Raw genomic sequence first — 14,830 nt, 5'->3', positions numbered from 1 at the left:
GGGGAGCCGAGATGAAACTTGATACCGCCATTCGTGAAACCGTACTGCGTGATGCCGACGTCGTCGCCGGTGGGCAGAATCTGCAACGGGAAATCTCCTGGGTGCACATGGTCGATCACCCGGACATCGTGAACTGGGTGAAATCCGGCGAACTGCTGCTCTCGACCGGCTACAACTGGCCGCCCGACGAAAACGCGTCACGCCAGCTTGTTCGAGACCTGAGCGCAATCGGACTCGCCGGCGTTGTGCTTGCCGTGCCGAACTTCCGCGAGCATTTCCCGCCTGAAGCGGTCGAAGAAGCGAACCGCGTCGGGCTACCGCTTCTGGAGCTTCCATGGGAAATCCAGTTCAGCGACGTCACCCACGAGATCCTTGCCAAGATCATCAATTTCCAGGGTGAGCTCATCGAACGCTCGGAGCAACTGCACCGGGCACTCACCAACGCAGCCGTTTCGGCAACAAGCCTGTCCGATATCGCGCACGCGCTCAGTAATCTACTCGGGCGGCCGGTGACCTTTACCGACCCAGCCGGTCATATGCTTGGCAGCTCGATCGACGACACTGACACAACCGCCGCACTGGAAGCGGAATTCGTCGATGCGGCCCGTAGTGACCTGCACTCTCACTACCGCATCCCGGCGACCCGGCCGACAAAGGTCCCATTTCCGGTCACGGATGGCTTTGTGCAACGTCTCTGTCATGCCGTACGCCTTCAAGAGACGGTCGTTGCGCTCATCTGGCTCGATCTAGTTGACGACGGGAACGACGAGCTGGACGTGCGCGCAATCGAACACGCGAGCGTTGTCGCGGCGCTGCACATGATGCACCAGCGGCAGCTCGCTCAACAGGAAGATCGTCTTGGCTATGCTCTCGTCGCAAGCCTGCTTGATGGCGAATTTACCGCGTCTGCAAGTGCGCTCGAGCGTGCTCGGGTATGCGGCTGGAGCGAGGCTGCATCATATCGAGTTGGCCTCGTACTCATTGACGAGCCGATTCCGCTTACGACTGAAGGTCTCGAGCGCCGCGAACGCTGGGTTGACGCGATAAAGCGTCAGTTGCGTGCGAAAGGCATGCCCGAAATGCTTGCAATCTGGTTGAATCAAATTCGATTCATCCTGCCGGCTGACGCATCGATAGAGGCGTTATGGGACGCCGTGACAGACCGACGAGCGGCCATGGCAGTGAGCCGGGTACATAGCGGCGTGCAAGGGATGGCAACTGGCGCGAAAGACGTCGAGGCTCTGGTACCCACCCTGCGGCCGGGCCGGCTACATCACTTCGATGAGATCCTTTTTCCTCGAGCACTCATGGGCGAAGCAGACGCGCGGAACATGCTCGTCGAGCGACTCGTGCTGCCATTGGTGGAAAAGCGTCGAGGCGAATCGCTACTCGATACGTTAGGCGCGCTTTCGGACGAAGGTTTCCAGCTTGCAAATACCGCGAAAGCGCTCGGCATACACATCAGCACGCTGCGGTACAGGGTCGAACGAATCGAAAGCGCACTCAACGTGTCGCTGGAAGATCCTCAGACCCGGTTCAAGCTGCAGTTCGCGATCGCACTGTATCGACTTCGCGAAGAATAGCCTCCGCTTTCCTATTTGATATAGGAAGATTTCGGGGTTACATGACGCTTTAATACGGAAGACTGGCTGCACGTCCGGAATGCACCGGCTTTTGCTCGGTATCAGCATGACGGCCGTGTCTGCCCCTTGAAATGCGACTTCCGATTAGGCGTGATTCGATGACTTCCGGTACCGCGGCCACTCGCCACGACCTCAATACCCTCCTCGCTCTGCAGCAAACGCTCAAGCGCACGACTCAGGCTGAAGTCCGCTTCGATGCCGGATCGCGCGCGGCTTACGCGTCGGAGGCATCCAACTATCGCCAGGTGCCGATCGGCGTTGTCGTGCCCCGCTCGATCGATGATGTCGTCGAGATCATGCGCGCATGCGCGGCCGCCGACGTTCCCGTTCTGCCTCGTGGCGCCGGCACGTCGATGTGTGGCCAATCGGTCAACCACGCCGTGATCATCGACTCATCGAAGTATCTGACGACGATCGAACAGATCGATACCGATGCCCGCATTGCGACCATCCAGCCCGGCGTCATCTGCGATCAACTGAAGAACTCGGCCGCCAAGGTTGGGCTGACTTTCGGCCCGGACCCTGCCACGCACAGCCGATGCACGCTCGGCGGGATGATCGGAAATAACTCTTGCGGCGCACACTCGGTGATGGCAGGCAAGACTGCCGAAAACATCGAATCCCTGGAGATCCTGACTTACGACGGTGAGCGCTTCTGGGTTGGTCCCACCGATGAGTCTGCATTCAATGCACACCTCGCAGCCGGCGGACGACGCGCGGAGATCGTCAGCCAGCTCAAGGGTCTGGTCGATCGCCATGGCGACGCGATCCGTGAAGGTTTCCCCAAGCTCAAGCGACGAGTCTCCGGCTACAGCCTCGATCAGTTGCTGCCCGAGAACGGCTTCAACATTGCTCGCGCGCTGGTCGGCTCCGAAGGTACCTGTGCGACGGTATTGCGCGCGACGACCAAGCTGGTGACGAATCCGACCCACCGAGTGCTGGCGGTATTCGGCTTTCCGACGATCTTTGATGCGGCGGACTGCGTTCCGCAACTTCTTCCGCTCGGACCGATCGCGATGGAAGGGTTGGATACTGGCATCATTGGTGGCCTGACCGAACGCGGTCTCGCGCTCGACGACATCGCCGAACTGCCGACCGGAAACGCGTGGTTGATGGTCGAGTTCGGCTCAACCGACGCCAATGAATGCATCACACTCGCCGAACGCGCAGCCTCGCTTGCGTCGACGTTCTCCGGCCAGCCTGCCGTCCGCGTGGTCGCCGATTCACAGTTGATGCGTCGACTGTGGTCGATTCGTGAGATCGGCGCATCCGCAACGTCGATTGGCAACGATCCTTCCAAGCCTGATCCGGTGGTCGGCTGGGAAGACGCGGCGGTCGAACCGCATTTGCTGGGCGCATACCTGCGCGAATTCTCCGCACTCGTCGACCGGTACGGCTATACGACCAATCTCTACGGTCACTTCGGCGACGGTTGCATTCATTCGCGCATCACGTTCGACTTGCGCAATGCCGAAGGTGTTCAAACCTGGCGTCGCTTCCTTGTCGAGGCAGCCCAGCTGGTTGTCAAATACGAGGGTTCACTGTCTGGCGAGCACGGAGACGGGCAAGCGAAGGGCGAACTGCTGTCGCTGATGTACTCCCCTGAGTTGATGGAGGCATTCCGAGAGTTCAAGGCCATCTGGGATCCGCGCGGCAGGATGAATCCCGGCAAGCTCATCGATGCGATGCCCGTCGATCAGAATCTCCGCCTTGGCCCGACCTACCGACGTGTGGACCACGCCAGTCCGATGAGCTTCGGCGACAATGCGCGCCCCGACACGTTCGCACGCGCAACGGAACGCTGTATCGGTATGGGGAAATGCCGCTCGCTGGAAGGCGGCACGATGTGCCCGAGCTTCCGTGCAACACGAGAAGAGAAGTATTCAACGCGCGGTCGCGCTCGGCTCCTGTTCGAACTGCTCAAGGGAGAAGTCATCGAGGACGGCTGGCAAAGCGAGGCCGTAAAGGATTCGCTGGATCACTGTCTCGCGTGCAAAGGTTGTCGCAGCGACTGCCCCACCCATGTGGATATCGCGAAGTACAAGAGCCAGTTCCTGTACGAGTACTTCAGGAAAAAGCGGCGTCCGCTCATGGATGCCATGATCGGGCGCATCGGCACGTGGCTGCCTGTCGCCACCCACTTCAGCGGGATTGCCAACATGCTGATGCGCAACCGCGCATTCCGCAAGGTCGGCGCGAGCGCTGGTTTGGCACCAGATGTCCGCTTCCCCGCGATTGCCCGGACTAGTTTCCGAAGCAGCAACACGGCGCGGTTGCTCCTTTCCGGGCGTGCGCCTGACGATCGCGCCAGCCGGACTCCGGTACTGCTGTGGACCGATACATTCAACAACGGCTTTTCGCCCGAAGTACTCGAAGCCGCGGTCCGGGTTCTCGAGTCGCAGGGATTCGATGTTCGGTTGCTCCGCAAACACGTTTGCTGCGGCCGTCCGCTTTACGACTCGGGACTTCTCGACCTGGCTCGGCGCAACATCGAGGAAATCATGGAAGGTCTGTCTGACGTGATCGCCTCGCGCATCCCCGTAGTCGTTCTCGAACCCAGCTGCCTTTCCGTGTTCCGCGACGAACTTCGTGCGTTGTTCCCCAACGATGAACGGGCCAAGGCGCTTTCCGCATCCGTCAAGACGCTTGCGGAGCTGCTGCAGTCGAAGGGCGTGGATATTCCGCGATTCGACGAAGACGTCCATGTGCACGGCCACTGTCACCAGAAGGCATGTGGCGGAATGCAGGCGGAATCCCAATTGCTGAAGCAAGCGACCCATTCGGGAACCGTTCTCGCCACGGGCTGCTGCGGAATGGCCGGTGCCTACGGCTACCACACCCGCACCGCGGACATCGCGAAATCGGTTGCCGCATCCGAACTCGTTCCGGCTATCAACGCGCTCGATAACGAGGCGGTTGTCATCAGCGACGGATTCAGCTGTCGGTCGCAGATTCGCAATACGACCGGGAAGAAGGCTATTCATCTGGCGCAATGGCTGGATGAACGCGCTACCACGTCCGAAGCGGTCGCCTCATTGGAGCGCGTCGGAAAAACGGAGCTGGTATGAGTCGCAGAGCGCCCCATGCATGGCACCCGACGTGACCGAAGGAAGTGCTGCGACAAACCTCCAATTCAGCTGTTTCTGCTTGCAGGTACATGATTTCACACGGTGTTTCCGCCGCCGTCGTTGCATAACATTGAACACATAGCCGCCACCATCTTTTACTAGGTACATCATGTCAATCTCGGCACTCATCGAATCGGACCGCAAGCACCTGATTCATCCGGTCGTCAACTTTCGCGCACATGAAGCACGCGGCGCCACGATTCTCGAATCGGGCAACGGCGCTTGGCTTCGCGACGCCGACGGCAACGAACTGCTCGATGCGTTCGCGGGTCTGTGGTGTGTGAACACGGGCTATGGCCAGGAAAGCATCGTCAAGGTGGCGATGGAGCAGATGACGCGCCTGCCCTACGCGACCGGCTATTTCCATTTCGCCTCCGAACCCGCGATCGCGCTGGCCCAGCGACTGGTCGATCTGACTCCCGCATCGCTCAAGCACGTCTATTTTTCGCTCGGTGGCTCCGACGCAGTCGATTCGGCCATCCGGTTCATTACCCACTACTACAACGCAATCGGTCGCCCGACGAAGAAGCACTTCATCGCGCTCGAGCGCGGGTACCACGGATCTTCCTCGATCGGTGCAGGCCTCACTGCCATCGCCAGCTTCCATCGGAACTTCGACGTGCCGCTCGCGGTTCAACATCACATTCCGTCGCCGTATCCCTATCGCAGCGGCACGCCTGACGATCCGGCAGCAATCATTGCCGCGTCGGTCGCCGCGCTCCAGGCCAAAGTGGCAGAGATCGGCCCCAACAACGTCGCGGCCTTCTTCTGCGAGCCCGTGCAAGGATCCGGCGGAGTGATTGTGCCGCCGAAGGGCTGGTTGAAGGCAATGCGCAAGGCCTGCCGCGAACTGGACATTCTGTTCGTTGCGGACGAAGTGATCACCGCATTCGGCCGCACTGGCCCGATGTTCGCGTGTGAGGCAGAAGACGTCGAGCCCGACCTCATGACCGTTGCCAAGGGCCTCACCGCCGGCTACGCGCCCATGGGCGCCGTATTGATGTCGGATCAGGTCTACCAGGGAATCGCGGACGGCGGCAAGCGGTCCGACGCAGTCGGACACGGTCAAACCTATTCCGCACACCCCGTCAGCGCCGCCATCGGGCTTGAGGTACTTCGCCTGTATACGGAAGGTGGATTGCTCGCGAACGGTGTTGCGCAAGCGCCCCGTTTCGCTGCGGGGCTCGACAGTCTTCTCGATCATCCGCTCGTCGGCGACTCCCGACATCGCGGCCTGCTCGGCGCAGTCGAGCTCGTCTCCGACAAAGCGAATCGCACGCGCTTCGATCCGTCGCTCGATCTCGCGAATCGAATCTTCGAAGCCGCGTATCGCAACAAGATCATTTTCCGAGCATTCGGCGACAACATCCTCGGCTTCGCGCCCGCCCTCTGTTTCTCGGAAGGCGATATCGAGCAAATGGTCGAGCGGGTCAGCAAGACGCTCGACGAAGTCCTGGAAAGCCCGGACGTACGCCGCGCAATGAAAGGCTAATGCCCCGTTACCGTGCTCCGCACGGATAAAAAAGCAGCATATTCTCCAAAGGTATCGAGTATGGAACTGAAACTGAAACGCCAAGAACTCCTGCGCTTCCAGAACCTGATTGGCGGCGAATGGACGGATGCGGTCAATAGCGCCCGCTACCCTGTCACGGATCCGGCTACCGGCGAACTCATCGTCGAGGTTGCCAACAGCGGAAAAGCTGACGCGCACGCGGCAACGGACGCAGCGGCGAAGGCAGCCCAGGAATGGCGTGAACGCCTGCCCCGCGAGCGAGCAGAGATTCTCCGGCGGTGGCACGGACTGATTGTCGCGAACACGGAGGACCTCGCAACAATCATGTCCATGGAACAGGGCAAGCCGATGGCGGAGAGCCGTGGCGAAGTGGCTTACGGTGCGTCCTATGTTGCCTGGTTCGCAGATGAGGCAACGCGCATCTACGGCGACATCATTCCGCAAGCACAGCGTGGCAAGCAGATGCGCGCCATCAAAGAACCCGTCGGGATCGTCGCGGCCATCACGCCGTGGAACTTCCCGCTCGCGATGATTGCGCGCAAGATTGCTCCCGCTCTGGCGGCCGGCTGTACCGTCGTCGGCAAGCCCGCCGAAGACACGCCGCTCACGGCGCTTGCTCTCGCTGCACTCGCTCAAGAAGCAGGTGTTCCCGCTGGGGTTCTCAACATGCTCAGCGCATCGCGCGATCAAGGCATCGAAGCGGTGGGCGACTGGCTGGCCGATGACCGCGTCCGTAAAATCACGTTCACGGGTTCCACGGCGGTCGGGAAGTATCTCGCCCGCGAGTCTGCCGGCACGCTCAAGAAGCTGTCACTGGAATTGGGGGGTAACGCCCCCTTCATCGTCTTCGACGATGCGGACCTCGAAGCGGCCGTCGCAGGCCTGATGGCGGCGAAGTTCCGCAATGGCGGCCAGACGTGCGTGTGCCCGAACCGGATCTACGTGCAAGCGGGCGTATTCGACAAGTTTGCCGCGCTGCTGGCGGCTCGCGTGGGCGCGCTCAAGGTCGCCCCGGCAACCGACCCGCAGGCGCAAATCGGTCCGATGATCAACACGAAGGCAATCGACAAGATCGACCGCCACGTTACCGATGCGGTTTCAAAGGGTGCCACGGTTCTGACCGGCGGCAAGCGCCTGACCGAGATCGGGCCGAACTACTACGCTCCGACGGTTATCGCGAATGCGAACAGCGAAATGCTCGTCACCTGCGAAGAGACCTTCGGGCCTGTGGCGCCGCTGTATCGTTTCGAAACCGAGGAGGAAGTCGTGCGTTTGGCAAATGACACCCCGTTCGGTCTCGCGGCTTACTTCTACACGCAAGACATGCGGCGTGCCGATCGCGTGTCGCGCCAACTCGAGGCCGGCGTTGTCGGGCTGAATGAGGGGGCGGTTGCAAGCGAAGCTGCACCGTTCGGCGGCGTCAAAGAATCGGGCTATGGTCGCGAAGGATCGAAGTACGGTCTCGACGACTATCTGTCCATCAAGTACATCTGTCAAGGCGGTCTCGAGTAACGCATTTCCGTCGACCGTGAGGCCATCGTCCCACAGGGACGATGGCCTTCTCTCTTCCTCAGTCCGAACGCCGGCCGGATGCTGACTCGCGGGTCGATTCGATGGGAGTGCTCAAGGGCGACACATATGCCATCCCGAGCAACAACTGCTTGTGGAGCAAGCCAGCGCTAACGCATGACCGAGTGAATCGATAGAGAGCCTGTCACACTAACCATCTCACGAGAGTTGACCCGTGCAAGGCAGTGGCGCTTGACCGTCTTCGCCGAGCCGGCGTGAGCTCGAGCCGCTACCCGGATTGAAGCGTCGATAAGACGCCCTGTGGCGCAGTCTGCCGACGTACTGGCTAACTGTATCGTCTACTCGTCCGATAGAAGCTTCTCGAGCGGTACGCCGTGCTTTACAAATGGCGAGCGAATCACGATGTAGCTGAAGTACTTCTCAATGCCGAGGTTACGATCGAGCAACCGCTCAATCACGTCCTGGTAGTGCCCGATGTCCTTGACGACGAATTTGAGAAGATAGTCGTATCCGCCACTCACCAAATGACATTCGGTGATTTCGTCGAAATCGCGGAGATTCGCCTCGAATCGGACGAAGTCCTCGCGCCGGTGATCGTGCAACATGATTTCCGTAAATACAGACACTGTACTCGTCAGCTTCGTGACGTTTACGTGAGCGCCGTACCCAGAAATCACACCCGTGGCCTCAAGCCGTTTGACGCGTTGCAAGCATGGGCTGGCCGATAGGCCTACAGCAGCTGCGAGGTTCGCATTTGTGATGTTGCCGTTCCTCTGCAGCTCCGCGAGGATTTTGATGTCGATCCGGTCGAGTTTGGTTCGGTTACTCATATCGTGCTGGTCTCGAGTCGGCGTGCGAACCGCACTTCCTGTCGGGTTCACGAAAGTTCTTCGTGATGCGCCTTGACGAACTGTGCCATGCTGGTGAACTTGAAGTCGACCGTCGGCTCCGCAAGCGTGCGCGCCGTCGCGCCAAGTCCGCGTTGCTCGAATCGCCTGTGAATCCAGCACGAACGGATATCGAGCCGATTCGCTGGCTCGTGATCATGGTACATGCTGTCTGCGACATGCAGAATTTCATCCTTCTGCACACCGAGCGTAGTCAGCACGTCGAGCATGTATTCGAAATTTCGGTTCGACGGCTTGTAGCTGCCGACATCCTCAGCCGTCACGATGGCATCGAACGGCACGTGAAGCTTGGCGTGGCTGAAAGCAAAGTTGTCGTTGTCGACGTTGGATATCACGACAAGCTTGAAGTACTTCTTCAGATACTGAAGGGTGCTTGCTGAATCCGGAAAAGCCGGCCAATCACGCACCGAACGCCCATATGCGACTGCCTGTTCGTGCGTATAACTCAGCCCCCATTCCTCGGCGAGTCTCTTGTAAACCACTTCGAGCAGCCGATTGTACGGCATGTCCGGAGTTGAGATCTGCTGGTAAGACTCGTGCCGAGCGTGCGCTTCAAGTATTTCGTCACGGGTCAATGGCTGGTCAAGTGACGAAGTCAACGACGCCAGGCCAGCAACGATGCCTGACTCCCAGTCGATCAAGGTGCCGTAACAGTCGAATGTCAGGGCCTTGAAATCGGTCAGCCGCATGAACGACTCCTTAGCTGGATATTCCGGTTCACGCGGACAATACCACGTCCGGAAATGCCTCCGCGCCAAGATCGGCGCGAAGGTGGGTCATGCCGACATGGACGCCGGCTGGTGACGCGACTGCTTACTTTTGCAGCAGCGCTTCCTGGTGCGCCTTCGCGAGTTCCGCCATGCTGTTGAAGCGGAAATTCACCGTCGGCTGCTCACCCGGGTTCATCGTCGCACCGAAGCCAGGCTGCGAGTGGCGACGATAGATCCAGCACGAAGCAAGTCCGAATGCGTTCGCAGGCTTGTGATCGTGGAACAGGCTTTCCGCAGTGTGCAGGATCTTCTCCGACTTGATGCCGCGGGCGCCGAGCTTGTCCAGCATGTATTCGAAGTTCCGCGGCGACGGCTTGTACGAGCCGACGTCCTCGGCGGTGATGATCGCGTCGAATTCGACCTGAAGCTTCGCGTTGCTGTACGTGAAGCTGTCGTTGTCAATGTTCGAGAGAATCACGAGCTTGTAGTACTTCTTCAGGTACTGCAGCGCGCCCGGCGAATCCTCGAACGCCGGCCAGTTTTGCACCGACTTGCCGTATGCCACGCACTCTTCGTGCGTGAACGGCACGCCCCATTCCTCTGCCAGGCGCTTGTACACGATCGGGAGCAGGTCCTGATAGCGTTTCGCCGGCGTGTAGAGCTGCTGCGACGACTCGTGACGTGCATGCGCCTCGAGCACCTGATCGCGCGTCAGCGCCGGTTTGACGCGCTCCAGCAGGGAGCGCAGCCCCTCGAAGATGCCGGTTTCCCAGTCGATCAGCGTGCCGTAGCAGTCGAACGTCAAAGTATCGAAGTCGGTCAGTTTCACGGTACTCCTCCTGTTGGTTAGTGAGTAAGACATAGTCTATTGAGCCTGCTCAGTAACCGTTACTTATGTTGGCTCCGGCGTCAGCACTCTCTGTTGCCTGAAAATGCTCGATCAGCAGAATCTGCTGCTGCGTTATGCGCGAGGTAGCAGGCGGGCTTGAAACTGCCCACGTCACCGCTCCCTATCGTCCTGACGAGCCAGCCCGACTGGAATGCGAGCTCAATAACCCAATGATTTTGAAAGAAAATTACCCAATCGCGGGTAGCTGGATTCCTCAGGCACTCATGCAGACCACATACGCCCCAAGGGAGGCCAGTGCACACCACGGTAACGGTGGATCGGGGACGGCAGACCGTCTCGGGAACAGTCGCGTCCCGTTGTTAGGCTTCAGGACGCGCGACCGACGGCTGTGCGGCAAATCCCCCGCTAAGTCTCAAATGGGTATGCTGTACCGGCGGCGACCCAGCGTCTCGAAGATGTGCTGGTCAGCTAATCGAATTCTCGGACTTGTCGAGAATGGACGGCTCCGTGATCGAGATCGTGTCCACGCCGACCGCCGCCGGTACTCAAAGGCCCTGTTTCGCGCTCCGCGCGACGAACGCTCGCTACTGACGGATCTGGTTCAACTTGCCGTCGACGATCTTGTAGAGCGTAACCGGCGCGTTAACCCATTCACCAGACGAGTCGAAACGTACCGTCCCGACGAGCGTCGAGAAAGCATCCTTCTTCAACAGCGGAACGAATTTCTCGGGGTCTGTCGAGTTGGCTCGCTTCATGGCATCGGCAACGAGCATCGTGGCGGAGTAAAAGGCGGGTGAGTAGATGTCGGCTTTGCCACCAAACTCCTTGGTGTAACGAGCAGCGAACTCCGGGCCCTTCGCAAGCTGCTCGAGCGGCAAACCGCCTTGAGCGCAATAGCCCCGCCCGTCCAGTGCGCCGCCGGCCAGCTTGGGCAGTTCGACCGAGCAGATCCCATCGCCGCCAAGGATCGGAGCATCGAACGCAAGTTGCCGCGACTGGCGGCCGACGGTCGCTGCTTGCGCGTAGTAGCCGCCATAGAAGACCGCGTCCGGCTTCGTTCCCTTGATCTTGTTCAGGATCGCAGTAAAGTCGACCGATTTATCGGTCGCGAACTCGCGAGTCGTGACAGTCATCCCCAGCTTCTTCGCCGTTGCCACGAAAACATCCGCGACGCCCGATCCGTACGCGGTCCGGTCGTCAATCACCGCGACCTTCTTCGCCTTGAGCTGGTCGTGTGCGAACTCAGCCATCCGCGCGCCCATCACGTTGTCGTTCGCTGCCAGGCGAAAAACGTACGGCAGGCCGGCCGCCGTGATGGCCGGATTCGAGGCGGCGCCGGTAATTACCGGAATGTGCGCGTTGTTATAGATGCTGTCGGCAGGGATCATCACGCCGGAGTTGTAGTGCCCAATCACGGCCTTGACGCCCGAATCGACGAGCTTCTGGGCAATCGACATCCCGGTCTTGGGATCCGCTTGATCGTCTTCCGAGAGCAACTCGAACTTGACGGGTTGTCCGTTGATCTTGAGGTTCGAGGCGTTGAGGTCGTCGATCGCCAGCCTCACACCGCGCTCGTTATCCTTCCCGAACAGCGCCTGCGCACCGGTCAGCGGGCCTGCCACGCCGATCTTGACCACTTCTGCATGCGCTGCGACGGCAAATGCGAGCGCCGACAGTGCAAATACGGATTTGAGTTGCATTTTCATTAGCTACCTCACCTCATCAAGGGAAAGCTGGCTCACGCGCCTCCTTTCCTGACATGGCTGAGGTCGCATCGTCCAGCGGCTCCGAGCATAGGTAGCCAATTTCGGCGAACCATCCTCTACGACATATGAAAACCGGGGAAGCTTTCGGTATCGCATGTAGCAACACGCGACGCGGTGGAAATTGTCAGTTGAATCGAGATGACCGGACTGACACCGCGATGGCGTCCACACCGCGTGCAAACCTACCCAGCTCTTCGAATCCGGGCGGAGAACAGGCCTCGAAGCTAGCGAGGCGATGGTGGCGACGCGGCGCCGGATGCTTCAATCCGGTCCACGTGAGCCAATGTCTTGCGCCACAGACTGCAATACGCTTCTGTTGTCATATATGCGGCATGGGCGGTCATCGTGACGTTGGGCTGTGAACGTAACCAGTCACCGGACGGTAGTGGTTCTTCGTCAAACACATCGACGGAAGCGTAGCCGATCTGCCCGCTGGCCAGCCCGCCCCGGAAGGCAAGGTGATCGAGAATAGCGGCCCGCGCTGTATTGACGAGGAGGAAGCCCCGCTTCGGCAACGACAGCAGTTCGCGGTCAAGGAAACCGCGAGTCTGCTCATTCAGGGTAACGTGGACGGTCACAACCTCAGCGCCCTGCAGCACTTGTCGGATGTCCGGGCAGTAGAAGCTGACGTTGCGTGTGGTTCGATTCCAGCCGGATACCTGCATGCCGATCGCTTCGGCAAGCTGCGCAACAGCCGTCCCGATTCCACCAAGACCAATTACGGCAAGACGCTTGCCCTGCAACTGCATCCCCGACAGCGGTGCCCATTGACCAAGCCGAATGTCACGGTCCATATCGGCCACTCGCCGAGCGCCGGCGAACATCAGCGCGATGGTATGTTCCGCCACCGCACGGTCGGCATATTCCGACACGGTCGAAACCGAGATTCCGGCCCGTTCGGCGAGTTCCAGATTGACGTAGCTCGCCGCGCCCGTTCCCATAAAGACGATCTCGCGCAGCGAGGTGTTGTTGATCAGAACCTCGTCCGGAATCGCCGTATGCTCGACCAGAACGACGGCCGCTCCCCTGCACCATTCCGAGATCTGACGGCTATCGAATGAGCCGTCCCGTATCTCCATGCCTTCGGGAATCCGCAAACCCTGAGCGTCGATCACCGCGCGCAGGTCAGCAGTACAGTCGAGAAATACCTTCTTCATTGCAAAATCGCCGCCTTGCGTGTGTTCGACTGGATACGCCGCATGAGGATCGCGATGCCATAGCCTGTTGAGCCCTGCGCCGCCACGGACACCGCTGGCAGTACCCGTGGCGCTCGAAGCAAACCGCTCCGCGCGTCGCGATGCGTGCTTCGACCGGATTCCCTCATCGGGAACTCACAGATACCCGTACGGGTGCGGACAAGTCTTCCCGCTTCCGACGCGCCTGATTCAGCCAGGACGCCGCAACGACGATCGTCGCCAATGCCCCGGTTGCGGCAACCTCCATTCTTTGTGCATCTCGGAGCAGCATCGCGATCAGCAAGCCGCAAATGAACACGATGACGAGCCACGTCAACCACGGGAAGCACCACATCTTCAGCTGGATGCGCGCGCCGCCCGCCTCGAGCGTCTCACGCATCCTCAGTTGCGACACTGCAATCACGAGATAGACCAGCAACGCGATAGCACCCGATGTCGCGAGGAGAAAGTTGAACACGTAGTCCGGCATCAGATAGTTCGCGATCACCGTGAGAAACCCGAATGCGGTGGACGCGAACACTGCCGCGCGCGGCGTACCAGCAGCATCCGTTTTGCGCAAAAACGCAGGCGCGTCCCCTCGCTTGGATAACGAGAAGATCATCCGTGAGGCGGTGTACAACGCGGAGTTCAGACAGCTCGCGACCGACACGAGAACAACGATGTCGATGATTGCCTTGGCATGCGGAATACCGATCAATTCCATTGCGCGCTGGTATGACCCGTGCGAAGACAGCAGAGCGTCGTTCCACGGCACGATCGACGTGACAACCAGAATGGAGCCCAGATAGAACAGCGAAATCCGCCAGATCACCGAGTTGGTCGCGCGTACGATTTGGCTCTGCGGGTCGTCTGATTCGGCCGCTGCGATGGTGACGATCTCGGTCCCCATGAAAGAGAACATCACCGTGAGCATCGCTGCGAATACCGCGCCGATCCCGTTCGGCATAAAGCCGCCATTGTTGAAGAGACGCGCTGCGCCAGATACGTTCGAGTGCGGGAAAATTCCCACAATCGCCGCGGCACCGATGCATAAAAACACGATAATCGCAACAACCTTGATCAGCGCAAACCAGAACTCGAACTCGCCGTAGTTTTTGACCGAGAACAGATTGGTGACGGTCAGTACGGTCGTGATACCAAGAGCAAAGATCCACGTCGCAACAGAGGGAAACCACGCGTTCAGGATCGTTGCAGCTGCCGTCGCCTCGATTGGGATCACGAGCACCCAGAACCACCAGTACAGCCAGCCGATCGTAAAGCCCGCCCAATGGCCGATGGCTCGATCTGCATAGGTCGAGAACGATCCGCTGTCTGGTTGAGCCGTGGCCATCTCGCCCAACATTCTCATCACGAGGACAATGAGGGCGCCGGTAATCGCGTAGGCAATGACTGCCGCCGGTCCCGCGGACGCGATTGCGTGGCCCGAGCCGACGAACAATCCTGCGCCGATCACACCGGCAATCGACATCATGGTGACATGACGCTGCTTGAGGCCATTGCTCAGCCCCGACTCTGTTCTTACTTCCATGTCTCCTCCAATAGCGACGTACCCTCATCCTGCATCTTCAACTGTCGGTGATCTCGCA

Annotated in this window: 10 protein-coding genes; 4 read left to right on the top strand and 6 right to left on the bottom strand. The window is 59.7% G+C overall.

The annotated features are described in order from the left end of the window. Positions 1–11 precede the first annotated feature (11 nt). The 4 genes from ABY44_RS33965 to ABY44_RS33950 all read left to right on the top strand — a co-directional run bounded on the left by ABY44_RS33965 (position 12) and on the right by ABY44_RS33950 (position 7,796). On the top strand, positions 12–1,583 hold the full coding sequence (locus ABY44_RS33965) for a PucR family transcriptional regulator (protein WP_125331765.1): 1,572 nt from the start codon (positions 12–14) through the stop codon (positions 1,581–1,583). Between the two features lie 158 nt (positions 1,584–1,741). Further along, entirely contained in the window at positions 1,742–4,711 is a 2,970-nt protein-coding gene (locus ABY44_RS33960) for an FAD-binding and (Fe-S)-binding domain-containing protein (RefSeq protein WP_125331763.1), read from the top strand. A 169-nt stretch (positions 4,712–4,880) separates the two neighbouring features. Next, on the top strand, positions 4,881–6,263 hold the full coding sequence (locus ABY44_RS33955; protein ID WP_125331761.1) for an aspartate aminotransferase family protein: 1,383 nt from the start codon (positions 4,881–4,883) through the stop codon (positions 6,261–6,263). 60 nt (positions 6,264–6,323) lie between these two features. Further along, positions 6,324–7,796, top strand: a complete 1,473-nt coding sequence (locus tag ABY44_RS33950) for an NAD-dependent succinate-semialdehyde dehydrogenase (protein ID WP_125331759.1) — start codon at positions 6,324–6,326, stop codon at positions 7,794–7,796. Between the two features lie 356 nt (positions 7,797–8,152). Here the strand turns inward: ABY44_RS33950 and ABY44_RS33945 are convergent, their stop codons facing one another. From ABY44_RS33945 to gabP, 6 genes are all read right to left on the bottom strand, one after another. After that, on the bottom strand, positions 8,153–8,644 hold the full coding sequence (locus ABY44_RS33945) for an Lrp/AsnC family transcriptional regulator (protein ID WP_047902703.1): 492 nt from the start codon (positions 8,642–8,644) through the stop codon (positions 8,153–8,155). A gap of 47 nt (positions 8,645–8,691) precedes the next feature. Next, entirely contained in the window at positions 8,692–9,411 is a 720-nt protein-coding gene (locus ABY44_RS33940; RefSeq protein WP_047902702.1) for a haloacid dehalogenase type II, read from the bottom strand. A gap of 124 nt (positions 9,412–9,535) precedes the next feature. Beyond that, positions 9,536–10,261 (bottom strand): haloacid dehalogenase type II, encoded by a 726-nt coding sequence (locus ABY44_RS33935; RefSeq protein ID WP_060061505.1) that lies wholly within the window; start codon positions 10,259–10,261, stop codon positions 9,536–9,538. 605 nt (positions 10,262–10,866) lie between these two features. Beyond that, positions 10,867–11,988: a branched-chain amino acid ABC transporter substrate-binding protein gene (locus tag ABY44_RS33930; protein ID WP_060061504.1), complete on the bottom strand. Its 1,122-nt coding sequence runs from the start codon at positions 11,986–11,988 to the stop codon at positions 10,867–10,869. 284 nt (positions 11,989–12,272) lie between these two features. Next, entirely contained in the window at positions 12,273–13,205 is a 933-nt protein-coding gene (locus tag ABY44_RS33925) for an NAD(P)-dependent oxidoreductase (protein ID WP_125331757.1), read from the bottom strand. 163 nt (positions 13,206–13,368) lie between these two features. Next, positions 13,369–14,772 (bottom strand): GABA permease, encoded by a 1,404-nt coding sequence (gene gabP / locus ABY44_RS33920; RefSeq protein WP_125331755.1) that lies wholly within the window; start codon positions 14,770–14,772, stop codon positions 13,369–13,371. Positions 14,773–14,830: the final 58 nt, after the last annotated feature.

Source organism: Burkholderia sp. ZZQ-2 (assembly GCF_050768715.1).
Taxonomy (GTDB): Bacteria; Pseudomonadota; Gammaproteobacteria; order Burkholderiales; family Burkholderiaceae; genus Burkholderia; species Burkholderia cepacia.
This window is presented reverse-complemented; position numbering and strand designations above follow the sequence as displayed.

Coding starts and splice junctions, on each gene's coding strand:
- ABY44_RS33965 (WP_125331765.1), top strand. CDS start 12: ATGAAACTTGATACCGCCATTCGTGAAACCGTACTGCGTGATGCCGAC.
- ABY44_RS33960 (WP_125331763.1), top strand. CDS start 1,742: ATGACTTCCGGTACCGCGGCCACTCGCCACGACCTCAATACCCTCCTC.
- ABY44_RS33955 (WP_125331761.1), top strand. CDS start 4,881: ATGTCAATCTCGGCACTCATCGAATCGGACCGCAAGCACCTGATTCAT.
- ABY44_RS33950 (WP_125331759.1), top strand. CDS start 6,324: ATGGAACTGAAACTGAAACGCCAAGAACTCCTGCGCTTCCAGAACCTG.
- ABY44_RS33945 (WP_047902703.1), bottom strand. CDS start 8,644: ATGAGTAACCGAACCAAACTCGACCGGATCGACATCAAAATCCTCGCG.
- ABY44_RS33940 (WP_047902702.1), bottom strand. CDS start 9,411: ATGCGGCTGACCGATTTCAAGGCCCTGACATTCGACTGTTACGGCACC.
- ABY44_RS33930 (WP_060061504.1), bottom strand. CDS start 11,988: ATGAAAATGCAACTCAAATCCGTATTTGCACTGTCGGCGCTCGCATTT.
- ABY44_RS33925 (WP_125331757.1), bottom strand. CDS start 13,205: ATGAAGAAGGTATTTCTCGACTGTACTGCTGACCTGCGCGCGGTGATC.
- gabP (WP_125331755.1), bottom strand. CDS start 14,772: ATGGAAGTAAGAACAGAGTCGGGGCTGAGCAATGGCCTCAAGCAGCGT.